Raw genomic sequence first — 22,871 nt, forward strand, 5'->3', positions numbered from 1 at the left:
GCACCAGTCTCACCACCCGCGCGCCTTGCTACCAAGGGTGTTTGGTCGATTACGCGGAGTCCCAGATCGGCGCGGTTCGCCCACCGCAGCGGCGGCTGGCAAACTGTGGAGGTGTCTACCTCCGCCACCACCGGGCCTGCGATTGTTCCTGGTCCGGGCTCCTCGCCGAACAAGGTGCGGGCGTTCTTACGGCTGGTGATGATCGAGCACTCGGTGTTCGCGTTGCCCTTTGCCCTGATCGCGGCGTTTACCGCGATGTGGATGGACGACCAGCGGGTGCATTGGGGGCAACTCGCCCTGATCGTGATCGCCATGGTGTCGGCTCGAACGGTGGCTATGGCTGCCAACCGAATTCTCGATCGCCGGTTCGATGCCCTGAATCCGCGGACGGCCAAGCGCGAACTGGTGACCGGTGCGCTCTCGGTGAGCGTGGCCTGGCGGGGCCTTGTCGTGGCACTGGTGATCTTCCTCGCGGCGGCCGCCGCCCTGGGTTGGCTACCGCTCGCGCTGTCGCCGATTGCAGTCGGACTGCTGGTGCTCTACTCCTATGGCAAGCGGTTCACCGATTTTCCGCAAGTGCTCCTCGCCTTGGCGCAGGCGGTGGCGCCGATCGGCGCATGGATGGGCGTGACCGGCGGTTTCGCCTGGCCGGCCACCGCGCTCGGACTGGCCGTAGGTACCTGGATCGGCGGCTTTGACCTCATCTACTCCTGCCAGGACGCCGAGATCGACCGGCAGATCAAGTCCCGGTCCTTTCCCGCGCGATTCGGCATCCCGGCCGCGTTGCGCTGGTCCTCGATCACTCACCTGGTAACCGTTGGTTGCTACGTCTGGTTCGGTCTGGCTGCCGGCCTCGGAACGTTGTGGTGGATCGGGCTCGCGATCACGGCAGCCGTGCTGTGCTACGAGCACGTCATCGTCCGATCCGATGATCTTTCTCGCGTCAATCGAGCCTTCTTCACCGCCAACGGGTTTGTCGGCATCCAGCTGTTCCTCTTCGCGCTCGCCGATCTCATCGTCAACGGCCTGCGCGCGTGAGCGATCCGGCGGCGTCGCGCAGGCCATGGATCGTCGGCGTATCCGGCGCCTCGGGGACGCCGTACGCCCGCGCGGTCATCACGGCACTGGCCGACGCGGGTTTGGCGATCGACCTGGTCGTGTCTCGCGCGGCCCGATTGACGATCCTGGACGAAACCGGGATCTCCTTTCGCGACAACCACTGGGAACGAGATCTCGTGTCCTGGCTGGGCCGCGATGACCCCGTTGCCGACATTCGGTACTGGAGTGCCACCGATCTAGCGGCCGGCCCGGCGAGCGGGTCCTACCCGGCACGGGGCATGGTCGTCGTACCCGCATCTACGGCGGCAGTGGCCGGCATTGCGATCGGCCTCAGCAAGGACCTGCTCCAACGGGCGGCCGACGTCACCTTGAAGGAGCGCCGGCCGCTCGTGGTGGTCCCGCGAGAGACGCCATACACCCGTAGCACCCTGCAACATCTGATCGAATTGCATGATGCCGGCGCCGTGGTGTTGCCGGCCAGCCCGGCCTTTTACGCCGGAGCCCGATCCGTGGAGCAGCTGGTCGATTTCGTCGCGGCGAAGATCCTCGACGTGCTGGACGTACCTCACGACCTGATCACCCGCTGGTCGGGGACGTTGGGTGCCGCCCGCGAGTAACCCCGAAACCGGCAGTGCTGTCCCAGGTTGTTGGTTGTCCGAGGTTGTTGGTTGTCCCAGGTTGTCCCGGGTTGTCCCAGGTCTTGGCCGCAAACGGCATCGTGAGTTAGCAAACACCCATTACCGGCCCGAGCGCGCGCCCCGGCTGGGAGACTCGGGGTCATGGATGCTGTGGACCGTTCGATTCTGGACGCATTGCGAGCCAATGCGCGCGCGACCTTTGCCGAGCTTGCGCGGGAGGTCGGCCTGTCGGCGCCCGCCGTTCACGAGCGCGTCGGCAAGCTCGAGTCTTCGGGTGTCATCACCGGCTACCACGCGGCCGTAGCGCCGGAATCACTCGGCTACTCGATGAGTGCGCTGGTCGGCATTTTCCTGTCAGACATAGCAGATGAAGATCAGGTGGCCGGGCGCATAGCGCAACTATCGGCCATCGAGGACTGCTGGTTCGTGGCCGGCGAGGAATCGTTCGTCGTAAAGGTCCGCGTTCCGGATATCCGTGGCCTGGAAAGGGCGATCCGGGACCTGGCGAAAATCTCCGGCGTGTCGCGAACACGATCGACGGTCGTGCTCTCAACCCGCTTCGAGGGGCGCGTGCAGCCTGCGGGTCTAGTCGCCGAACCGCCGAGCTGAGGTTGCGTCCGGTACCTGGACGGCGCACCATCGTTCGCACGTCGTGACAAGCGGATCGCAAGCGGAGGTGCCCAGATGCCGAGGCCGTTTCTCGAGGGACGTCATGCCGCCGAAATCGACGGCGATTTCGTGGTCTTTTTGATCGGCGCCCGCTTTCGGGCGCTGCACCCGTTACGAACCGCTCGTGACCTGGGCGGCCGGCGCGGAATGCGCCACATGCTCAACTACCTGACCGAGCACCCTGAGAAGGGTCTGCTGGCATTTGAGATGGGACTTCCGACGATCGTTCAATATTGGCGATCATTCGAACATCTCGAGGCCTTCGCCAAGGACACCGACGACCCACACCTCGCCGCCTGGCGTGGTTACTGGCGGCGGGTGGGATCGTCGAACCGCACCGGAATCTGGCACGAGACCTTTCTGGTACGAGCCGGCGACTACGAGGCGATCTATGCCAACCTGCCGCTGCGCGGACTGGGTAAAGCAGGTCGCGTCGTGCCGCTGACCGGGTCGAGCAGCGCTCGGGTACGCCTCGGCAGACCGGCCGCCTGACGCACCTTGACGGCTAGTCGGCCTCTGTAGCGGCCAGATCGGGATCGAGGCGTCTCAGGATCGAGGCGTCTCAGGATCGAGGCGGCTCAGGATCGAGGCGTCGTGACCAGCGGCGCCGCTGCGGCCATCTCGCCGGCGACCATCGCCTGCCCGACGACACCTTCGGCATCGCCTATTGCGCCCAAGCCTCGAGCTGCTGCGCCGTCGACGACTTCGTACGGCTGGTATCGGCCCAGCGTCCGGGTCGACTTGGGCAGCAGCCCCAGGATGCACGCCGCGGTGCCGATCAGGCCGCCGACCAGCATCACGGGGGCATCACCCAAGGCGTCCGCGATCGGTCCGGCGAGTAGATAGCCAGCCGGCAGCAGTGCCAGCGAGCCCATCCAATCCCAAGCCGAGACTCGGCTGAGCAGATGCGGCGGGATCCGTTGGGCGAGCGCGGTCTCCCACCACACAGCGAATACGCCGAGCCCGAAACCTGCCGCAGCCATCGCGGGGTACAGGAGTGGAAGCGGAGGCCCTGCTGCGTAAAGGGAGATCGCCGCAGGCCAGGCGATGCTGGCGATCATGCCGGTGCGCATCGGGCGTCGTGGCCGCCACCGCGCGCCGATGACAGCGCCGGTGACCGTGCCGACACCCCATGCGGCGTTGGTAAGACCGAACACGGCTTCGGTGCCGTAGACGTCGCGCGATACCGCAGCGCCGAGCACGTAGAACGGTGCCAGAGCAACGAAGATCGCGGCCGAGAAAGCGGCAATCGTTCCCCACACCCACGAGCGCTCGCGGACGGCCTGCCAACCTTCGCGTAGCTCGTTGACCACCGACGTCCGCTCGCCGGGCACGCCTCGCGATCTGGCTCTGATTCGGGAGAGCATCGAGGCGGACACCAGAAAAGTAAGCGCATCGAGCCCGAAGGCGTAGGCGCCGCCAACGCCGAGTACGAGCGCGGTTGCCAGCGCCGGTGATGCGAAGGCTGCCAGCTCCTGACTGACCCCACCCAGCGCCTGGGCGGACTGGATATCGGACTCGGCGACCGTTTGGGGGACCAACCCCGTGTACGCAGGACGGAAAAACGCCTCGGCCGTACCGAAAAGCACGCCGATGACGACCATGTGCCAGATCCGGATATGTCCGGTTGCGATCAGGATTGCCAAGCTTGTGTGAAGCACAGCGCGAATGAGATCGGTGATGATCATCAACTGCTGTCTGGGCAAACGGTCCGCCAGCACTCCGCCGAACAGCACGAAAACCACCAGCGGAATCGAATAGGCCGCGAGCACCAGGCCGACATCGCTCGGATTGTCGGTGAGCCGCGTGACGTAGATACCGATCGCAACGATGACCAACGCGTCGCCAATAGTGCTTGCCGACTGGCTCAACCAGAGCAGTCGGAAGTCACGGGAGCGGAGCGCGGTGAACACCCTTAAACGGTAGTCGACCTGTCACGCCGATTATCTGCGTCTTCAGCGACTCGAAGATCCTCTGGACGTCACGCGCTTTGCGGGGGACGCTTCTTGATGTGGTCACCACCGTCACCCTCGCCGACAGCGAGCTGCGCCCGGTGGTGCGCGCTGCAGCAACGCTGGTGCCCAAAGTGGCGCATCTGGTTGAGCGGTGCACGACCGAGGCCGACCCCGGCTCCGAACTGGCCATGATGTGCGGCAAGCTCGCATCCGCCCACGTGGCACTGCAGACTCAGCTCGCACGTTTACCGCGTACTCCATTGGTCGAACAGGTCGACTGCCTCATCAACAATCAGCTCAAGCTCGTCACCCAGGCCTCGGCTCTGGCGTTCAGGCCGCGAAGTTCAGGCTGGTACCGGCTGGCCGCCCAGTTCGGCGAGGGTTGGGGCGACCCCGCAGACGAGCTGATCAGGTTGGCCGCTCGACTCTAGATCGACGATTCACACCTCGCAGGGCTGCTGGCGGCGCCGATCGCGGAGCACCATTGAAGGTATGCGGCAAGAGGTTCAGCTCATCACGATCGCGGTCAAAGACATTGCAGCCAGCCGACGGTTCTACAGCGAAGGACTCGGTTGGCAGCCCCGGCTCGATCTGGACGAAATCGTGTTCTACCAGGTCGGTCACGGGCTGCTGTTGTCACTGTTCCCGTTGCTCGACTTCGCCGCCGATGTCGGATCGCCGATCACGAGCGAGAGCGGCTTCAGTCTCGCGCAGGTAGTCGCCAGCCAGGCCGAAGTCGATCAGGCGATAGAGACCGCGCGCGACGCTGGTGCCGAGATTCTCAAGGAGCCGCAGGACGCCGCGTTCGGCGGCTACCACGGTTATTTTGCTGACCCGGACGGGCATCGCTGGGAGGTTGCCTGGAATCCCGGGTTCACCGTCACCGACGATGGAACGGTCACGATTGTCGAGCTTGCCTGACCTCTGTCGAAGCCGGCATCGTCGCTTGTACCGCTGCTGCCATCTCAGCAGGCATCGGTGTCGCACCGTTTTGGATCGCGCCGTTTTGGATCGCGGTGAGTCCCGCCACCACGCCCTCTCGATCGGCTTCTGACCGATTCTGACTCAACTTTGCCTTGGCCTCGATCCGGGTGATCTGCAATTCGAGCCCCACGATGGCTCGCAGCTGGCCGTCGATGTACTTCTCGGGCGCGTCGGTGACCGCCCAGGGCTTGTCGAACTGAGCTTCGTGACGCTCGGTGAGCCTCGTGACCAGCGTCCGAAGCCAGCTGATGTCATCGTGCACGACAAGGCGGCCGTAGATATGCGCAGTCACGTAATTCCACGTCGGGACGACCCTGCCGTCGGCGAGCTTGCTCGCGTAGAAGGACGGCGAGATGTAGGCGTCCGGGCCGCGCACGATGACGAGCGATTCTGGGCGTTCCGATTCTGGGCGTTCCGATTCTGGGCGTTCCGATTTAGGCATCGCGTCGGGCTGCTGGCCGGCGCGCCAATGGTCGTTGTTGCGTGCGACGTGACAGAGCAAGGACCCGTGCTCGCCGGTGTCCGGGTCATACAACAGCGGTAGGAATGTCGCGACCAGCCCAGTCTCAGTTGGCGTGATGAGGTCCGCCGCGCCGATCGAACCGAGTAGCGAGGCCAGCTCGGACTCGTCCATGGCGAAGTGGTTCGGGACGTACATAGTCCCAGCATCCCATTCAGGCAGCTCGTCCTAGTGCTCGGCGTCCGAGAACCTGGAGCGGGACGCACACGCATGCGAAGGCGGCGATCTCTGCGGCTGCGAACGTGGCGAACTCTGCGAGCGGGAATCCCCGAAGTGAGCCACTCAGCTGTTCATAGCTCGAGAAATCCAGATAGCTGACGCCGACCAGGATTCCAAGCGCCGTTCGGGTACCTGACGGTGACGCCAGCGCACGCGGTGTCGCCGCCCACATTCAGTGCGTGTCTGTGTCGAGGAAACAGGCACGCATTTGATCCTCATTTCGCTACGGGCTAGTTGATCTTGACAGTGCCGATCCTGCTGGGCGCGGTTTTGGCGCGAGGACGAACAGTTCTTCCGTTACCGAACCGTTGCATATGCCAGACAGGGGCAACCCGAGCAGCGGAGGGGAACGTACTCTGGTCGGCATGACGTGGAATGCAACCCGCAAAGACGAGCTCACGGAGAAGATCGCCAACGGCGAGCGCCTGTCGTATCAGGACGGGGTCGATCTGTATGACTGTGACGACCTGGCTTGGCTGGGTGGGCAGGCGCACGGTGTGCGAACCCGTAAGAACGGCGATGCCGTGTACTTCAACGTCAACCGGCACCTGAATCTGACCAACGTCTGCCGTGCGTCCTGTGCGTACTGCTCTTTCGAGCGCAAGCCCGGTGCGAAAGACGCCTACACGATGCGCGTCGAAGAGGCGGTCGAGCTCGCAGTAGCGATGAAGGACGACGGCCTCACCGAACTACATATCGTGAACGGCTTGCATCCCACGCTGCCGTGGAAGTACTACCCGCGGGTGCTGCGTGAGCTCAAAGCGGTGCTACCCGATGTGGCTCTGAAGGCGTTCACGGCGACCGAGGTTCATTACTTCGAGGAGATCAGCGGGCTTTCGGCGGACGCGATTCTCGACGAGCTGATCGACGCCGGCTTGGAGTCGCTCACCGGCGGCGGCGCGGAGATCTTCGACTGGGAGGTCCGCAAGCAGGTCGTGGACCACAACACCCACTGGGAAGACTGGTCACGGATTCACCGCTTGGCGCACAAGAAAGGCCTGCGCACGCCGGCAACCATGTTGTATGGCCACATCGAGGAGCCGCGTCATCGCGTTGATCACGTCCTGAGACTGCGAGGCCTGCAGGACGAGACGAATGGCCATGCTGTCTTCATCCCGCTGCGATTCCACAACGACAACAACCGGCTCTCGCACTTGAGCATGGCCGCCCCTGCAGACGTCTTGAAGACCTTTGCGGTGTCCCGACTGATGTTGGACAACTTCGATCACGTCAAGGTGTTCTGGGTGATGCACGGTCTGTCAACCTCGCAGCTTGCGTTGAACTACGGCGCAGACGACATGGACGGATCCGTCGTCGAATACAAGATCACCCACGACGCAGACGGTTTCGGAACGCCTGACAAGCTGACGCGCGACAACCTTCTCGATCTCATCCGGGACGCCGGCTTCCAGCCGAAGGAGCGCAACACCCGCTACGAGATCATTCGCGAATACGAGGGCCCGGTTTCGCTGGCCGAGCGGCGCGCCGAACCTCAGGCGGTCTGGGCGTAGCGATGTCTGACGCCCGATCTGACCACTCCGCGGACAACCGTCGCGACGAGCAGTCAGCTGCCGAACCAGCTAAGCCGGTTGCGCCGTCCGCGCGGCAATCCCTCGGCGCGATGTGGCTGTATTCGGCGTTGCGCTTCGGGGTTTTCTTCGTCCTGTTCGGAATTCTCTGGTTGGCCCGCGTACCGGTGTTTCTCGCGGCCGTCATCGCGGTGTTTCTCTCGATTCCGTTGTCCTTTGTGCTCCTGGCTCGGCCGAGAGCCCGCCTGGCGCAGAACATCGAACAACGGGTCGAAGCGCGCAAGGCGCGAGGACATGATCTCGACGAGAAACTCGCCGGCGATGACCCTTCGGACGACGGTCACCCCTGACAAACGGCACTGGACCTGGCTCGACGGGTGATAAAGACTCCCACTATGACTGCACCACAGGAGCCCGTCCGAATCCGGATCGGCGATGCGGACCGCGACGCCGCGTTGAAGTCACTCGGTGAGCACATGCGGGCTGGACGTCTCGATCCGGACGAGTACTCCGAGCGTGCCGAGAAGGTGTCCGTAGCCCGCTACACGGACGAACTGGCCCCGCTGTTCAGTGACCTGCCGTCCGGCGCGCCCGCTTTTGCTCAGTCGCCGGCGGCTTCTGGTCGGGCGCCGGCCCCAGCCACGCGTCAATCGGATGGTTTTGTCGACCGCAACGGCGGCAGGCTGATGGCCATAACCGGCCCAGTGTGCACGTTGCTCTTTTTCGTCTGCGGGTTCCTGGGTGGCTGGGCTTGGTCGTGGGTGTTCTTCCTGGTGCCTGGGTTGGTCTTTGGAATCATTCGCGGCGAGGACCGCCACGATCGGGACCGAAACCGCTAAACCCGGCGATTCGTGCAACGCTCGGCATCTATGCGGTGCCGAGCGTTACACGATTCGCCAAAATGGCTTGCCGGACGTCTGCCACAGCCTGGCGATTGCCGGCGATGTGCCAACGGTGGCCGCTGGCCTCGACGACCTCGGTAATCCCACCCGCGGCGGTCACCAAGGCGACACCCGGGAACCAATCCCAGTCCAATGAGTCGTGTTGGGCCCAGGCGCCGATCCGTCCACCGGCGACGGCTGCGAGTTCGACGCTGCCCGATCCCAGCATCCTGACGGTCGCCGCACCGCCCAGAATCGCCAGCAGCGGCTGCCGCGAGGTGTCGTCGGGCAGGGTGGCCGGATGCAGGTAGCTCGCCACCGAGAGCTGTGACAGGGGGGAATCTCGCAGTGGCGCGACGGGCACGCCGTTGCAGGTAGTCGGATGACCGTGGCCACCGAGCCACAACTCGTCAGCGAAGGGGTGATACACGGCGCCCAGAATCGGCACCAACGGGCCCTCGGGCCGTTCGCGTTCGGCCAGCGCGATCGCTGAACACCAATAGGGCAATCCCGAAAGGAAGTTGTACGTGCCGTCCACCGGATCGATGTACCAGGTGCGCGATCCCAGCGCGCTCGAGCTGTCCGCGGTGCCTTCTTCGCCGATCAGGCCATCGTCCGGACGCTCGGCGCGAAGCCGCGTGACGATAAGCGCTTCGGCCGCGTGATCGGCCGCCGACACGACATCGGAGACGGACGTCTTGTGTTTGGTTTCCAGGCCCTCGGCGAGCATTCGCTTGGCCAACAGGCCGGCTGCTCGCACCAGTTCAGCGGCCAGTGTCAGATCGTCGGTCACCTGGCAAACCTAGCGAGCCCTCAGGGGTAGCCTCGGATGGGTGCCTGATCCTTCCGCTTCCCGGCCAAGTTCTGCAATGTCTGCCACGCGCGCAATGTCTGCTGCGCGACCCCGGGTCGGTCATATCCAGTTCCTGAACTGCCTGCCGATCTATTGGGGACTGGTCCGTTCCGGAGCCTTGCTCGACATCGAATTGACGAAAGACACTCCGGACAACCTCAACCAGATGCTCGTGGACAACCAGCTCGATATCGGGCCGATTTCGCTCGTTGAATACCTCCGCAACGCCGACGAGCTGTTGCTGCTGCCCGATATCGCGGTCGGATCGGATGGCCCGGTGCTCTCGGTCAATCTGGTTTCCCAGCGTCCGCTTGCCGAACTCGATGGCCGCCCGGTCGCGCTCGGCTCGACCTCGCGAACGTCGGTGCTGCTGGCCGACATGTGGCTCGCGGAGAAGTACGGCGTGCATCCGGCGTACTTCACGTGCCCGCCAGACGTCAACGCAATGATGCTTGAAGCCGATGCCGCCGTGGTCATCGGCGATGTCGCACTGCGCGCCACCTATGAGGGCCCTCGTCGTGGTCTGGCCGTCCACGATCTTGGGCAGGCATGGCGGGATTGGACGGGACTGCCCATGGTGTTCGCGGTGTGGGCGACCCGCCGCGATTTCGCCGAAGCGAACCCGGGCATCGTCAAGGACGTGCACACGGCCTTCGTTCGGAGCCGGGACGAGGCATTAGCTCATGTTGACGAAGTGGCGAGCCAGGCCGCCCGGTGGGAGATCTTCGACGCCTCAACCTTGGCGAACTACTTTCGGACACTCGACTTCTCGTTGGGCGAACGTCAAATCGACGGCGTATGCGAATTCTCCCGTCGAGCCGCGGCCGTCGGAGCAATAAGCAACCCGGTCATACCGCGGTTCGCCGAGATCTGAGCAATTCGGCGCCGACCGGTTGGAGCGGGTTGGCGTTGTTAGCAGAAGCACGAAGTTCGCTCCGCCACGCGGGCGTAATCGGCCCCCGCCTAGGCTGCTGGGTGAAGCCAACCTGAAGGACAGCACCGTGACCGAACCAACCATCGACGCCGATATCGCCAACTGGCTGGTCCGAACGACGCCCGGCGGCGAGCCGACGAGCATTCCCGAGGCCCGTGAACTCTCCCGGATCAACAATGCCCTAGCCATCGAGAAGATGAATCCAACGTTGGTGCCGCCGTTCGAGCTGGACGACGAGATCGCCGGCCCGTCCGGTCCGCTGCCGATCCGAATCCTGCGCCCGACCCCGGAGAGCGCGACCGATCCGGCCGCTCAGCCGTTCCCGACTGTCGTCTACTTCCACGGTGGTGGGTGGGTCATCGGTGACATCGATACGCACCTCGGCCACGCGCGCCGAATCTGCACGCAGGCCCAAGCGGTCGTGGTATCGGTTGGCTATCGGCGCGCGCCAGAAGCCCGCTTCCCAGCTGCGTTCGACGATGCTGTGGCCGCGACTGCCTGGGCGCACGAACACCTGGCCGAACTTGGCGGCGACCGGCAGTCGTTGATCCTTGCCGGTGACAGTGCCGGCGGCCAGCTCGCTGCCTCGGTGGCTATCGCCCGCCGAGACGCTGGCCAACCCGTCAGCGCCCAGCTCTTGTTGTACCCGGTGACCGACGTGGCCGGTCGTTACACCGACGACCAAGTGAACAGTTACTACATGTCGCGCCGCACCACGAAAGTCAACTTCGGATTGACCCTGCGGGGGATGACCGACTACGCCCACCACTACGTGGATGACGCCGATTCTGCCGACTGGCGGGTGTCACCGATGCGTGCCGACCTGACCGGAGTGGCACCGGCGGTCATCCACACCGCCACGCTCGATGTGCTGCGCACTGAAGGAAACTTCTATGCCGACGCGCTACGGCGGGCCGGCGTCCGGGTGATCAGCCGCGAGTGGCCGACCCTGAATCACTCCTACTTCGGCCTCGGTGGAGTCTCGGCGGTGGCTGACGGAGCCGCGGGCCAGGCTGCCGAGGATCTGCACGAACTGCTCGCTGGTGGCGGGACGACCGAGGCTCCGCCCGAACGCCCGTTACCCTCGTATCCGTGACATCCACTTCTGTGAAGTCCTCAGTGTCGAAATCCGCAGGGGCGTCCACCGCTGCCAAGTCCGGCGAACTCGCCGGATTGCTGCAGCACGCAGCTGACGGCGGCCGGATCTCGCCCGAAGAGGCGCTGCTGCTCTACACGGACGCGCCACTGCACGCCCTCGGTGAGGCGGCCGATACGGTTCGCCGGCGTCGCTACCCCGATGACATCGCGACCTACATCATCGACCGCAACATCAACTACACCAACGTGTGCTTGACGGCTTGCAAGTTCTGCGCCTTTTACCGGGCACCGAATCATGCCGAGGGTTGGACGCACACGGACGATGAGATTCTGCGTCGTTGCGGCGAGGCGGTCGAACTCGGTGCCACCCAGATCATGTTGCAGGGCGGTCACTCCCCAGAGCTCGGCATCGATTGGTACGAGCGAATCTTCGCCGCCATCAAGCGCGATTACCCGATGCTGACGCTGCATTCACTGGGCGCGTCGGAGGTCGTGCACATCGGTCGGGTCTCGGGTCTCGATCACGCAGAGGTCGTCGCACGGTTGCACGCCGCCGGGCTGGATTCCTTCGCCGGGGCCGGCGCGGAGATTCTGGTCAAGCGGCCGCGGACCGCGATTGCCCCGCTGAAGGAGGACGGCGAGACCTGGTTGTCGGTCATGGAGGCCGCGCACAACCAAGGTGTCGAATCAACCGCGACCTTCATGATGGGCACCGGCGAGACGAACGCCGAGCGGATTGAGCATCTTCGGATGATCCGCGATGTGCAGGATCGAACCGGTGGCTTCCGATCGTTCATCCCGTGGACGTATCAGGCCGAAAACAACCATCTGAAGGGCCGTACCCAGGCGACCTCGCTGGAATACCTGCGGATGATCGCCGTCGCCCGGCTCTTCTTCGACAACGTCAACCACCTGCAGGGTTCGTGGTTGACCACCGGCAAGGACATCGGCCAGCTGACCCTGCACTTCGGCGCGGACGATCTGGGTTCGGTGATGCTCGAAGAGAACGTGGTGTCTTCGGCGGGGGCCAAGCACCGCAGCAATCGCACCGAGATCATCGAGCTGATCCGTTCAGCCGGTCGAATTCCGGCCCAGCGCGACACCCTCTACAACCACCTTGTGGTGCACACCGACCCGGCCGACGATCCGCATGATGACCGGGTCCACTCGCACTTCGCCTCGACTGCGATGAAGCTACTGCCTACCGTAGCTGCCGATAGCTGACTCCGGCGATGTCCACTGCGATCGCAGTCGCGGCCGGACTCGGATCAGCGATTGCCTACGGAGCGGCAACTGCCGGCCAGCACGCCGCGGCCTACACCGGTGATGGTGAGGCCGATGCCGGGCGGTTGGCTGACCTGCTTCGCAATCCACGCTGGCTAGTTGCTACTGCCGGGGACGTGCTCGGAGCGCTGCTCCAGATCGTGGCGCTGAGCAACGGTCCGGTCGTCCTGGTTCAACCGTTGCTCGTGCTGGCGTTGCCGATAGCGGTGGCGATCCGCTCGTGGTTCGGCGAGCCACGGCCGTCCAGTACCGATTTGCTCAACTGTGCGCTGGTGATTCTCGCGCTCAGCGGCTTCTTCGCCTTGCTCGGTGAACCCAGCCGTGGCCGGATCATCGGCACCGCTTCGGCGGCCTGGGCAACTTCGATAGCGTTCGTTGCCGGTGGTCTTGCGATTCTGGTGGTGCGGCATCGCTCGCCGGTCATTCGCGCGGTGGTGTTCGGCGTCGTAGCGGGCTGTTGGTTCGGCCTGGTCAGCGTGCTCATCGAAGCGGTGTCCTCGGTATGGGAGAAGCAGGGTCTCGAGGGTTTCGGCGACCCGGAGGGTTTCGTGCCGCTGGTTTGCGTGATCGGGCTGGCGGTCGTCGGGTATTTGCTGGTGCAGATCGGCTTCCAGATCGGCCCACTGGGCGCCAGCTTCCCGGCCAACCTCATCCTCGATCCGGTCACTGCGGTTGTGCTCGGCGCCGTGCTGCTCGGTGAACAGGTTCCGACCGGCGGCGCGAAGGTTCTCGGCTATCTCGTGTGCCTGATAGTCCTTGCCTATGCCGCAGTCCGTCTGGCCCAACCGCCGCCGGCGGCGGTTTCCGGTGTGCGCGCGCAGCCGGCCGGGACGTCCGGGATACTGGACATCTGATGACTCGAGCCACGTTGGACAAGAAACCTCACGAAGTCGCGTCGATGTTCGACGGCGTGGCCAAGCGTTACGACCTCACCAATTCGGTGCTCTCCTTTGCCCAAGATCGACGGTGGCGTCGCAAGACGCGTGATGCGCTGGGCCTGCGTCCTGGGCAATGGGTTCTTGACGTCGCCGCGGGCACCGGGGTTTCGACGGCCGAATTGGCGAAGTCTGGTGCGAACGCGGTTGCCAGTGACTTTTCGCTGGGCATGCTTCGCGCCGGTCACAAGCGCGGTGATCGAAAGCACCTGCCGTTCGTGGCCGCTGATGCCTTGCACCTGCCGTTCGCCGACCAGGCATTCGATGCCGTCACGATCTCGTTCGGACTGCGCAATATCGTGGATGTTCCGGGCGCGTTGGCCGAGTTCCGAAGGGTCGTCAAGCCTGGCGGCCGGCTGGTCGTCTGCGAATTCTCGACGCCGGTGATTCCGCTCTTCCGGCAGGTCTACCTGAATTACCTGATGCGGGCGCTGCCGTGGGTGGCCCGCAAGGTCTCGAGCAATCCGGACGCCTACGTCTACCTCGCCGAATCGATCAGGTCCTGGCCGAAGCAGCGCGAGCTCGGGCAGATCATCGCCGGTGCGGGGTGGGCCGACGTTCAGGTGAAGAACCTGACCGGTGGTGTGGTGGCACTGCACCGGGCCCAGAAGCCAGTGGCGATGCACCGCGCCGATCAGCCGGAAGACGGGGCGCCAACCGGCTGATTCACGGCATCGAGTCGAGCCCGGCTCGCTGAAATGCGTTCATGATCACAAAGAGCCGTAAGCGTTTGACATTAGTTGCAGCATGCATCTATTTTTATTTGTGTGTCGCATGCATCTAAATCTGACGGAGAGGCCGCAGCCCCGGTAGCGGGGTGTGGACCTGATTCATCTGACGCCATCGGGACGGTGGAACAACAGTTCGCCGTGATGATGACCAGCCTGGCTCGATACCAGAATCAGATCAACGGCAACCGGATCGACCGGATGGCGCTGATGGTGCTCGGCGTGCTCTCCGCCTGCGGACCGTCCAGGCTGAGCGCCATTGCTGAGCGGACGGGTTTTGATCCGTCCACGATGTCCCGGCAGGTCGCTGACCTGGAGAAGGCCGGCTTGCTCAGTCGCGAGCCGGACCCGGACGACCGCCGAGCTATTCAGCTGCACGCCACCGAAGCCGGCGTGAATCTGATGCAGCGCTTGTCCGATGGGCGCCGGCGGCGGATGGAACGGCTGCTAGGTGGATGGAGCCATGACGACATCGTGACTTTCGGCCGGCTCTTGGGCCAGCTGAACGAGGCAACCGAGAAGTACGGCGCCCAAAACGCCGAGGAAGTGGAACAGGAACTCAATCATGGCTGAAACCCAAACGCTGCCGGCTCCGTCCGGTCGGCTCACTCACCGGCAGATCATGCTGATCTTGTCCGGACTCTTGCTCGGGATGTTTCTCGCAGCACTCGACCAAACCATTGTCTCCGCTGCAATGCGAACCATCGCCGACAAGCTGAACGGCCAGACCAACCAGGCCTGGGCCACCACCGCGTACCTGGTTACCTCGACTGTCTCCACTCCGCTGTACGGAAAACTGAGCGACATGTACGGCCGCAAGCGGTTCTACCTGTTCGCAATCTCGATCTTCCTGGTCGGCTCGGTGCTCAGCGGCATGTCGAATTCGATGATTGAACTCGCCGCGTTCCGTGCCCTGCAGGGTCTGGGCGCCGGTGGTTTGATGGCGCTCGCCCTCGCGATCGTCGCCGACATCGTCCCGCCGCGTGAGCGGGCGAAGTACCAGGGCTACTTCATGGCCGTGTTCGGGCTGTCTTCGGTGGCCGGTCCGGTGCTGGGTGGCCTGCTCGCCGGGCAGGACCATCTGCTCGGTGTGGACGGCTGGCGCTGGGTGTTCTACGTCAACCTGCCGATCGGCATCGTCGCCCTCGCGGTGGTCAGCAAATACCTGAACCTGCCGCACATTCGCAAGAACCACAGGATCGACTACTTGGGCGCGGGTCTGCTCGTCCTCGGCGTGACCTCGTTGCTGCTGGTCGCTGAGCAGGGACGAGACTGGGGTTGGGCCTCGACCCAGTCGCTGATTTTCTACGCGCTCGGTGCCGCTCTGATCGCCGCGTTCATCTGGGTCGAGAGCAAGGTCGGTGACGAGGCGATCCTGCCGCTGCGGATGTTCCGGCACCCCGTATTCAGGCTGGCGTCGCTGATGAACTTCATCATCGGCATGGGAATGTTCGGTGGCATCATCTGCCTGCCGCTGTACATGCAGATCGTCAAGGGTTTCAGCCCGACAAAATCTGGCCTTTCGCTGCTGCCCATGATGCTGGGCATGATCACGTTCGCCTTGTTGTCCGGCTTCATCACCTCGAGGACCGGCCGCTACAAGGCATTCCCGATCCTCGGCACCGGCATCCTGACAGTCGCGCTCTTCGGCCTCTCGCGGATCACCGACACGACGAGCTACCTGCACCTGGCACCGCTGATGTTCCTGGTGGGTACTGGGCTGGGCCTGTCGATGCAGACACTGGTGCTCGCGACGCAGAACTCGGTACCGGCATCCCAGATGGGCGTGGCAACCTCGTCCGCGACTTTCTTCCGGTCGATGGGCGGCACGTTCGGCACGGCGGTGTTCTTGACGATCTTCTTCTCCGGAGCCGCGAGCAAGGTCAGTACGAATGTTCAGGCGGCGTCTCAGTCACCGGCTTTCCAGGATGCGTTGCGTGATCCGGCTAACGGCTCGATCGCCAGGGCGCTGGAAGCCATGAAGGCCGGCTCGACCAGCCAGCTCAACGACACCAGTTTCTTGCAGCACGGCGCGGCGATACTCCGCGAACCGTTCCTCTCAGGTTTCGCCGGTGCCATGGACAAGGTGTTCCTGATCGCGGCGATCGTCGTGATACCCGCCTTCATCCTGAGTTTCTTCCTCAAGGAAGTGAAGCTGCGAACCGAATCCGGCCTGGAGGCTCAGGCTGCGGAGCGGGCAGCGGCACGTGAGGAAGCCAGCATGGAAAGCGTTGCCTTTTAGCCCTACCAGTTAGCCCTACCCGTCACTGCATAGTGCGGCCCGAGTTTCCGGTCTGAGTCAACGCGACCGGAAACTCGGGCCGCACCATGCGTTGGCGTCATCAGAGTCACGCTGCGGCGTCTAGACGGAGACCTAGACACCACAGCGAAAGATTCAACGTGACGATGCAGCACGAGCGCACCCCTTTCACTGCTTTTACCGCGGACGAGCCGGGAGAGATCGACGACCTAGCTGACCTCGACGGTGGCACAGCCTCTCAGCCTGATCGATCATTGGACGTTGCGGAGCTGGGCCGACGGATTCGTTCGATCCGCGAAGGCCGAAATTGGACGCGTGCCGACGTCGCCCGGCTATCGGAGGGCAGGTGGTCTGCCACCGCGCTGGGTACCTACGAGCGCGGGGAGCGGGTCATGACAGCCGTCGGGCTGTTCGCGTTGGCACATTTCTACCGGGTGTCGGTCATCGATCTCATCCAGGAGGAACCAAACGTTGCCGAAGGCAATGGCGGTTCGATCACGATCGATAGCCAACGGCTGGCCGAATCGCAGCGCTGGCCGCGTCTGGATCGGTTCGTCGTTGCGGTGCAGCAGGCTCGGCAGGGCCCGCGGCGGCGATTCGTTGCGCTGCGCGCCCGGGACCTACCCCGGCTGGCCGCGATCCACAATGCGAGTCTGGAGCGATTCATCGACGATCTGCGGGCCGACGATCTGATCACGGGCTCACTGTCAAGCGAGACCTGACAACCGCGCTGTGGCCAAATCGCGCTGGGGCCCAATCGCGTTAAGGGCAAACGGGCTAATCGGGGGCTAGTGGTAGTCGGGGTTGTCCTTCAGCCGTTGGCGGCTCGCGGCGATCTCGGCCTCGGCCTCGACGCGGCCCACCCAACTTGCGCCCTCGACGCTCTTACCTGGTTCGAGATCCTTGTAGACCTCGAAGAAGTGCTGAATCTCGAGCCGGTCGAACTCCGGGACGTTGTGGATGTCGCGCAGGTGCTCGAGCCTCGGGTCGTGCGCCGGCACGCACAGCACTTTGTCGTCCCCGCCCTTCTCATCGGTCATCCGGAACATGCCGATAGCCCGGCAATTCACCAGCACCCCGGGAAACAGCGGGCTGCCGTGAATGATCACCAGGGCGTCGAGTGGGTCACCGTCTTCGCCCAGGGTGTCTTCGATGTAGCCATAATCCGCTGGGTACTGAGTCGAGGTGAACAGCACGCGGTCGAGGCGAATCCGGCCCGTCTCATGGTCGACCTCGTACTTGTTGCGGCTGCCCTTCGGAATCTCGATCAGGACGTCGAACTCCACCATCACGGTGTCCTCTCTTAAAATCCATGGCGAACCTCATTGCCGACATACAGGTGACAGTCATTAGTGTGACCTACCGTGACTGCTTCCGGCGCCCGGGCAACCAGGGTTGTGCTGCTGGTCATGGTGGCCGTCCTGATCGGCGCCGGTCTGTACGTCGGTGTCGGACAGAGCCGGCAATATCTGGCGAACCGAAACTTCCATGAGATCGCGATCCCGGCGCCGACCGCGGTACCCGCTGATGGCAAGGCGGCCCTGTCAGAGGTCACCGCACCGCCATCGGCAATCGCCGGGCCGGCTGCGAACGCCCCCGCACCGACGCCGGCCGGCATCAAAGCCGCCCTGACCGGCGCGCTCGCCGCCGCAGGTCTGGGCCCGTCGGTATCGGCCCAGGTGTACGACGCGTCAACCGGCGGCGTACTGCTCGACCAGGGCGCTACTGACTCGGTCGCACCGGCGTCGACCAGCAAGCTGCTGACGGCGGCCGCACTGCTCACGGTTCACAAGGCCAGCGACCGATTCGTGACCAGAGTCCTGGCCGGGAGCACTCCAGGCACCGTCGTGCTCGTCGGTGGCGGGGATCCGACGCTGAGCGCCGCACCGGCCGGCAAGCCAACCGAGTACGCCGAGGCGGCGCGAATTTCAGATCTCGCGGCCGCGGTGGCGAAGGCAGCGGCCGGAACACCGATAACGCAGGTGCTGGTGGACGGCTCGCTGTTTGCCGGTCCGGAAACGGCGCTGGGCTGGGCGAGTGACGATGCACCTTCGAGCTATGCCAGCCCGATCACCTCGACAATGGTGGACGCCGGAAGGGACAGCCCAGATTCGCCCAATCGATCCGGCACCCCGGACCTCGCGGCCGGCCAGGCACTCGCGGCGGCGTTGCCCGGCGGCCCCGCTGTGAGCCGTGGCGTCGCCCCGGCCGGAGCGAAGGTGCTCGGCAGCGTGAGTTCGGCTCCGGTCGGCAGTCTGGTCGAGCAGATGCTCAGCGATTCCGACAACGTCATCGCAGAGGTTCTGGCCCGGCAGGTAGCCATCGCCACCCATCGCCCCGCCACCTTCACCGACAGCGCGGCGGCGATCTCGGCCACGCTCGCTGGTCTGGGCATCAACGTTGGCAGCGGGATGAAGGACGGCAGCGGCCTGTCCGCGCAAGACCGCATCCCGGCGGGCACCCTCGGTCAGGTGCTGCTCAAGGCAGTCGGGCCACAGCAGCCGCAACTTCGTCCGATCGTGGCCGCGCTGTCGGTGGCCGGTTGGGACGGCACGCTGGTGGAACAGGGCCGATTCACCGGCACGTCCAGCAACGCGGCGGGCGTCGTCCGAGCCAAGACCGGAAGCCTCACCGGCGTCTCCGCCATCGCGGGACTGGTGACCGACGCCGATGGGCGGATGCTCGTGTTCTCCTTCGTCGCCGATCAGGTGCCCGGTGGCGACGTGAATTCACCAGCCGCCCGTGATGCCTTCGATGCGGCGGTCAGCACGCTGGCTGGTTGTGGCTGTCGCTGATAGATCCACTGATAGATCGCGGTGGACGCCACACCTGCGAACGCATCATCGCCTAGGTTGGACAGATGTCTTCTTTGATCGACTGGTCAGTCGCCGAACGCGCGGCGCGATCACTGTCTCCCGCGCCACCGCAGGTGAGCGCTGGTGAAGCGGCAGCGGTCGTTGCCGAACTGAGGGTTGCCACTGACCGCGCGGCACACCACGTGGCCGAGCTGACGCGGTTGACCGAGCCTGCGGTGACGGCGGTCACCCTGGTGGTTGACCGCCCGGGGTGGGTCGCGGCGAATATCGCAAGCATGTCGACGGTGATGGATCCGCTCACCGAGAAGCTCACGGCACACAAGCAGCCGGGGCGGATCGCCGGTGCGATCGGCGGTCGCACCACTGGCGCGCAAGCCGGGGCAATCCTTGCATTCCTTTCCGGCAAAGTCCTGGGTCAGTACGAGTTCTTCTCAATAGACAAAGGGCAATTGCTGCTGGTCGCACCGAATATCGTCTCGGTAGAACAGAATCTCAGAGTTGATCCGTCCGACTTCCGGTTGTGGGTCTGTTTGCATGAGGTGACGCACCGCGTCCAGTTCACCGCGGTGCCGTGGCTTCGCCAGCACATGCTCGACGAGATCGGTGCGCTGACCGAAGCCCTGGACATCGATCCGGATGCACTGCTCGATCGGTTCAAAGCTGCCATGAGCGAAATGGCCAAGGCTGCAAAGGGAAACGGGAACGGCGGCGGCATCATGACGACGCTGGCCTCACCTGAGGCGCGGGCGGTGTTGGATCGCATCACCGGATTCATGTCGCTTGTTGAAGGTCACGCCGAGTACGTCATGAACGCGGTGGACGCGTCGGTAATACCGTCCCAAGCCGCCATCGAGAAGAAGTTCGCAGCGCGTCGAAGGCGCGGCGGCAATCCCTTGGATCGGTTGCTCAAGAAGATGCTCGGCATGGACGCCAAGACTCGGCAGTACACCCAGGGTTCGCAGTTCGTCCGATCCGTGGTGGACCAGGTCGGCCTGGACAGCTTCAACGCGGTGTGGTCATCGCCGTCCACGCTGCCGACGAAGGCCGAGATCACTGCGCCCGCGGACTGGGTCAAGCGCGTTCACGGCTGATCAAACCTGGCGAATCGTGTAACGCTCGGCACCTATGCGGTGCCGAGCGTTACACGATTCGGGGGTTTTGTGGCTGTTGTGGGTTAGCGGACGACGGGGAGCCCAGCGTCTTCCCAGGCATTCATGCCGCCGGTGAGATTGAGGGCAGTCCAGCCGGCTCGGTTCAGCGCGTCCGCGACCACGGCTGAGCGACCACCGACGTGGCACACGCAGATGATCGTCTGGTCGGTCGGAATTTCGCTGCTGCGCGAGTTGAGTTCGGACATCGGTATATGCACCGCCTGCGGGGCGTGGCCCGCGGCCCATTCGTCAGCTTCGCGCACGTCGAGCAGCAGGTTTCGTGGTGAGCCCTCGCCTGGAGTGCTGGTCAGCTCGGCGGCGGCACGTGCTGAAATCTCGGTCGGTTGATCGGAGCTGGAGTGCGCTGGATGCATGTCACCACGCTAACGCGATGCGGCACGGACGCGCTCGCGGGCCGATGATTCGGGCAGGCCGGTGACTGACCTGGGCCGATCGATGAAGCAAGATAAGCGACATGGGCCCCGATCCTGCGGTAGCCGCCGTCAGGCTGGCCGTTCGGCAGGCACTGAGCCGGCACCCGCTTGACGTTGCGGTGATCGTTGCCTGTTCAGGCGGAGCCGATTCGCTCGCACTCGCCGCGGCTGCGGCTTTCGAGTGCGCCAAGACCGGACGGTCTGCTGGATTGATCACGATCGATCACGGCCTGCAGGCCGAGTCTGCGGTGCGCGCCGCGGGCGTTGCCGCAATCGGCTACGAACTCGGCTTCGACCCGGTGGCGGCCGTCGCCGTCACGGTCGGCATCGACGGCGGTCCGGAGGCCGCCGCGCGGACTGCCCGCTACGAAGCGCTCGAACGGGCCCGGACGGCCTCGCAGCCCCCAGCCCTCGTGCTGCTGGGCCATACCGCCGATGACCAGGCCGAGACCGTTCTGTTAGGACTCGGACGGGGTTCCGGACCGCGATCGATCGCCGGAATGCGGCCCGACGATCGTGGCTATCTCAGACCGTTGCTCGGTCTGCGCCGCGCCGAAACCGCCGCCGCCTGCCGCGCGCTCGGGCTGCCGGTGTGGGACGACCCGCACAATCACGAGACCCGGTTTCGAAGGGTCCGGCTGCGACACGAGGTCCTGCCCTTGCTCGAGGACGTACTCGCCGGCGGAGTCGTCGAGGCGTTGGCCAGGACGGCCAGCCAGTGGCAACAAGATCTGGACGCTTTGGACGAGCTGGCCGCGGCGGCATTGGCCGCGGCGACCATCGATTCAGACGCCGATGCGCAGGTGTTGTCGGTGACCGCCCTCTCCGGCCGGCATCTGGCCATCCAATCGCGAGCCTTGAAGCGATGGGCCGAACAAGCCGGAGCGCAGCCACTGACCGCACCTCATGTGCGGGAGTTGTGCAAGTTGATCAGTGACTGGCGGGGGCAAGGTCCGATCGATCTGCCGGGCGGATACCGGGTCAAACGGTCGTCTGGCACGCTGGAGCTATTCCGGTAGTGCTCACCGGCCCTACCTACTCACTCAGGGATGCACCCCAACCATCCAGCCTCACCTATGCAGCCAGCCTCGTTCAGCCAGATGATGAAGCCAACTGATGCGGCGCCGTGCCCGCCGCTTCACCGACAGGAGTTACGCGTGTCCGTCCTCGACGACGACATTGAAGCCACGTTGATCTCAGCCGATCGAATCCAGGCAAAGATCGCCGAGCTCGCAGCCCAGATCGACGCCGATTACGCCGATCGCGAACCTTTGCTGGTCGGCGTTCTGAAGGGCGCCGTGATCTTCATGTCCGATCTGGCGCGCGCGTTGTCGCGCCCGTCCGCCATGGAATTCATGGCCTGCAGCTCCTACGGCTCGTCCACGACCTCCTCCGGCGTGGTCAGGATCCTCAAGGACCTGGATCGGGACGTGAGCGGGCGCGACATCTTGATCGTCGAGGACATCATCGACTCAGGTCTGACGCTGTCGTGGCTGCTGAAGAACCTGCAGGCCCGCAATCCGGCGTCTGTGGAGGTCGTGGCCCTGCTCCGCAAGCCTGACGCGATCAAGGTCCAGGTGCCGGTGAAATACATCGGCTTCGACATTCCGAACGAGTTCGTCGTCGGATACGGCCTCGATTACGCGGAGAGATATCGCGATTTGCCCTATATCGGACTACTCAAGCCTTCCGTCTACGGCGGCTAGCCGTCTTACAGGAACCGGTATACGACTGAGCGGCCATGGCGACCACCCGATTTACCAACCTCGGTGGCGAATACCGTCCGGCCATTTAAACTGGGGGTGTGTCTTAGGCGATTCAGGGTCGGTGATCAGGAACTACCGGGGCGTGCGTAGCGTTCAAATGCAAGGACAGCAAGCCCCGTGTACCGTCCGACCCAGCATTTATCGGCACTGATCAGGAG

General features: G+C 64.4%; 27 protein-coding genes. 21 read left to right on the forward strand and 6 right to left on the reverse strand.

Features of this window, described 5'->3' with window-relative positions; all coding sequences use genetic code 11:
* Window positions 1-111: 111 nt before the first annotated feature.
* The 4 genes from mqnP to ACSMXN_RS01920 all read left to right on the forward strand — a co-directional run bounded on the left by mqnP (window position 112) and on the right by ACSMXN_RS01920 (window position 2,858).
* Window positions 112-1,038: a menaquinone biosynthesis prenyltransferase MqnP gene (mqnP, locus tag ACSMXN_RS01905; RefSeq protein WP_035943982.1), complete on the forward strand. Its 927-nt coding sequence runs from the start codon at window positions 112-114 to the stop codon at window positions 1,036-1,038.
* Window positions 1,035-1,676, forward strand: a complete 642-nt coding sequence (locus tag ACSMXN_RS01910) for a UbiX family flavin prenyltransferase (protein WP_022913581.1) — start codon at window positions 1,035-1,037, stop codon at window positions 1,674-1,676. The genes mqnP and ACSMXN_RS01910 overlap by 4 nt, the downstream gene beginning before the upstream one ends.
* A 162-nt stretch (window positions 1,677-1,838) precedes the next feature.
* Window positions 1,839-2,306 carry an Lrp/AsnC family transcriptional regulator gene (locus tag ACSMXN_RS01915; protein WP_022913582.1) on the forward strand — a complete coding sequence of 156 codons (468 nt, stop codon included), beginning with the start codon at window positions 1,839-1,841 and terminating at the stop codon, window positions 2,304-2,306.
* 75 nt (window positions 2,307-2,381) lie between these two features.
* Window positions 2,382-2,858, forward strand: coding sequence for a DUF4188 domain-containing protein (locus ACSMXN_RS01920; RefSeq protein WP_022913583.1), 477 nt, complete (start codon window positions 2,382-2,384; stop codon window positions 2,856-2,858).
* A gap of 86 nt (window positions 2,859-2,944) precedes the next feature.
* Here ACSMXN_RS01920 and ACSMXN_RS01925 read toward each other — a convergent pair whose 3' ends face one another.
* Entirely contained in the window at window positions 2,945-4,279 is a 1,335-nt protein-coding gene (locus tag ACSMXN_RS01925; RefSeq protein ID WP_022913584.1) for an MFS transporter, read from the reverse strand.
* Window positions 4,280-4,377: 98 nt separating this feature from the next.
* Between ACSMXN_RS01925 and ACSMXN_RS01930 the strand changes: the two genes are divergently transcribed.
* Window positions 4,378-4,752 carry a hypothetical protein gene (locus ACSMXN_RS01930; RefSeq protein WP_022913585.1) on the forward strand — a complete coding sequence of 125 codons (375 nt, stop codon included), beginning with the start codon at window positions 4,378-4,380 and terminating at the stop codon, window positions 4,750-4,752.
* Between the two features lie 61 nt (window positions 4,753-4,813).
* Complete coding sequence (locus tag ACSMXN_RS01935) at window positions 4,814-5,242, forward strand: VOC family protein (RefSeq protein ID WP_022913586.1); 429 nt, start codon at window positions 4,814-4,816, stop codon at window positions 5,240-5,242.
* Here the strand turns inward: ACSMXN_RS01935 and ACSMXN_RS01940 are convergent.
* Window positions 5,220-5,963 carry an FMN-binding negative transcriptional regulator gene (locus ACSMXN_RS01940; RefSeq protein ID WP_022913587.1) on the reverse strand — a complete coding sequence of 248 codons (744 nt, stop codon included), beginning with the start codon at window positions 5,961-5,963 and terminating at the stop codon, window positions 5,220-5,222. The two genes, ACSMXN_RS01935 and ACSMXN_RS01940, sit on opposite strands and share 23 nt — an antisense overlap.
* A gap of 16 nt (window positions 5,964-5,979) precedes the next feature.
* Complete coding sequence (locus ACSMXN_RS01945) at window positions 5,980-6,216, reverse strand: hypothetical protein (protein WP_022913588.1); 237 nt, start codon at window positions 6,214-6,216, stop codon at window positions 5,980-5,982.
* 193 nt (window positions 6,217-6,409) lie between these two features.
* On the opposite strand from ACSMXN_RS01945, the gene mqnE reads away from it, so the two are divergent.
* From mqnE to ACSMXN_RS01960, 3 genes are read left to right on the forward strand one after another with little or no spacing between them, the layout of a single operon-like run.
* Window positions 6,410-7,555, forward strand: a complete 1,146-nt coding sequence (gene mqnE, locus ACSMXN_RS01950) for an aminofutalosine synthase MqnE (protein ID WP_035943985.1) — start codon at window positions 6,410-6,412, stop codon at window positions 7,553-7,555.
* 2 nt (window positions 7,556-7,557) lie between these two features.
* On the forward strand, window positions 7,558-7,923 hold the full coding sequence (locus tag ACSMXN_RS01955; protein ID WP_022913590.1) for a DUF4229 domain-containing protein: 366 nt from the start codon (window positions 7,558-7,560) through the stop codon (window positions 7,921-7,923).
* Between the two features lie 45 nt (window positions 7,924-7,968).
* Window positions 7,969-8,412: a DUF1707 SHOCT-like domain-containing protein gene (locus ACSMXN_RS01960; RefSeq protein WP_035943947.1), complete on the forward strand. Its 444-nt coding sequence runs from the start codon at window positions 7,969-7,971 to the stop codon at window positions 8,410-8,412.
* Between the two features lie 28 nt (window positions 8,413-8,440).
* On the opposite strand, the gene ACSMXN_RS01965 is transcribed toward ACSMXN_RS01960, so the two are convergent.
* Complete coding sequence (locus ACSMXN_RS01965) at window positions 8,441-9,247, reverse strand: inositol monophosphatase family protein (RefSeq protein ID WP_022913591.1); 807 nt, start codon at window positions 9,245-9,247, stop codon at window positions 8,441-8,443.
* Window positions 9,248-9,323: 76 nt separating this feature from the next.
* Here ACSMXN_RS01965 and ACSMXN_RS01970 point away from each other — a divergent pair, with 76 nt between their 5' ends.
* From ACSMXN_RS01970 to ACSMXN_RS02005, 8 genes are all read left to right on the forward strand, one after another.
* A complete protein-coding gene (locus ACSMXN_RS01970) occupies window positions 9,324-10,181 on the forward strand; it encodes a menaquinone biosynthesis protein (RefSeq protein WP_022913592.1) in 858 nt (285 codons plus the stop codon).
* Between the two features lie 127 nt (window positions 10,182-10,308).
* Window positions 10,309-11,337, forward strand: coding sequence for an alpha/beta hydrolase (locus tag ACSMXN_RS01975; RefSeq protein WP_022913593.1), 1,029 nt, complete (start codon window positions 10,309-10,311; stop codon window positions 11,335-11,337).
* 77 nt (window positions 11,338-11,414) lie between these two features.
* Window positions 11,415-12,563 (forward strand): cyclic dehypoxanthinyl futalosine synthase, encoded by a 1,149-nt coding sequence (gene mqnC / locus ACSMXN_RS01980; protein ID WP_155958405.1) that lies wholly within the window; start codon window positions 11,415-11,417, stop codon window positions 12,561-12,563.
* Between the two features lie 8 nt (window positions 12,564-12,571).
* Window positions 12,572-13,477, forward strand: a complete 906-nt coding sequence (locus ACSMXN_RS01985) for a DMT family transporter (protein ID WP_022913595.1) — start codon at window positions 12,572-12,574, stop codon at window positions 13,475-13,477.
* Entirely contained in the window at window positions 13,477-14,223 is a 747-nt protein-coding gene (locus ACSMXN_RS01990; protein WP_022913596.1) for a demethylmenaquinone methyltransferase, read from the forward strand. The genes ACSMXN_RS01985 and ACSMXN_RS01990 overlap by 1 nt, the downstream gene beginning before the upstream one ends.
* Before the next feature lie 102 nt (window positions 14,224-14,325).
* Entirely contained in the window at window positions 14,326-14,859 is a 534-nt protein-coding gene (locus ACSMXN_RS01995; RefSeq protein ID WP_155958394.1) for a MarR family winged helix-turn-helix transcriptional regulator, read from the forward strand.
* Window positions 14,852-16,528: an MDR family MFS transporter gene (locus ACSMXN_RS02000; RefSeq protein WP_022913598.1), complete on the forward strand. Its 1,677-nt coding sequence runs from the start codon at window positions 14,852-14,854 to the stop codon at window positions 16,526-16,528. Before ACSMXN_RS01995 ends, ACSMXN_RS02000 begins: the two co-directional genes overlap by 8 nt.
* A 164-nt stretch (window positions 16,529-16,692) precedes the next feature.
* Window positions 16,693-17,268, forward strand: coding sequence for a helix-turn-helix domain-containing protein (locus ACSMXN_RS02005; protein ID WP_022913599.1), 576 nt, complete (start codon window positions 16,693-16,695; stop codon window positions 17,266-17,268).
* Window positions 17,269-17,334: 66 nt separating this feature from the next.
* Here the strand turns inward: ACSMXN_RS02005 and ACSMXN_RS02010 are convergent, their stop codons facing one another.
* Window positions 17,335-17,832, reverse strand: a complete 498-nt coding sequence (locus ACSMXN_RS02010; RefSeq protein WP_027139506.1) for an inorganic diphosphatase — start codon at window positions 17,830-17,832, stop codon at window positions 17,335-17,337.
* Between the two features lie 78 nt (window positions 17,833-17,910).
* On the opposite strand from ACSMXN_RS02010, the gene dacB reads away from it, so the two are divergent.
* Together dacB and ACSMXN_RS02020 are read left to right on the forward strand one after the other, a co-directional pair.
* Window positions 17,911-19,341 carry a D-alanyl-D-alanine carboxypeptidase/D-alanyl-D-alanine endopeptidase gene (gene dacB / locus ACSMXN_RS02015; RefSeq protein ID WP_022913601.1) on the forward strand — a complete coding sequence of 477 codons (1,431 nt, stop codon included), beginning with the start codon at window positions 17,911-17,913 and terminating at the stop codon, window positions 19,339-19,341.
* A gap of 65 nt (window positions 19,342-19,406) precedes the next feature.
* Window positions 19,407-20,453, forward strand: coding sequence for a zinc-dependent metalloprotease (locus tag ACSMXN_RS02020; protein ID WP_022913602.1), 1,047 nt, complete (start codon window positions 19,407-19,409; stop codon window positions 20,451-20,453).
* 83 nt (window positions 20,454-20,536) lie between these two features.
* On the opposite strand, the gene ACSMXN_RS02025 is transcribed toward ACSMXN_RS02020, so the two are convergent.
* The gene (locus ACSMXN_RS02025) at window positions 20,537-20,887 is read right to left on the reverse strand and encodes a rhodanese-like domain-containing protein (RefSeq protein WP_022913603.1); all 351 of its coding nucleotides are present in this window, start codon (window positions 20,885-20,887) and stop codon (window positions 20,537-20,539) included.
* A gap of 101 nt (window positions 20,888-20,988) precedes the next feature.
* Between ACSMXN_RS02025 and tilS the strand changes: the two genes are divergently transcribed.
* Window positions 20,989-21,966, forward strand: coding sequence for a tRNA lysidine(34) synthetase TilS (gene tilS, locus ACSMXN_RS02030; RefSeq protein WP_022913604.1), 978 nt, complete (start codon window positions 20,989-20,991; stop codon window positions 21,964-21,966).
* 138 nt (window positions 21,967-22,104) lie between these two features.
* Window positions 22,105-22,653 (forward strand): hypoxanthine phosphoribosyltransferase, encoded by a 549-nt coding sequence (gene hpt / locus ACSMXN_RS02035; protein WP_022913605.1) that lies wholly within the window; start codon window positions 22,105-22,107, stop codon window positions 22,651-22,653.
* The last annotated feature ends 218 nt before the right edge of the window (window positions 22,654-22,871 follow it).

The sequence above is a fragment of the Parajatrophihabitans canadensis genome (assembly GCF_053764775.1).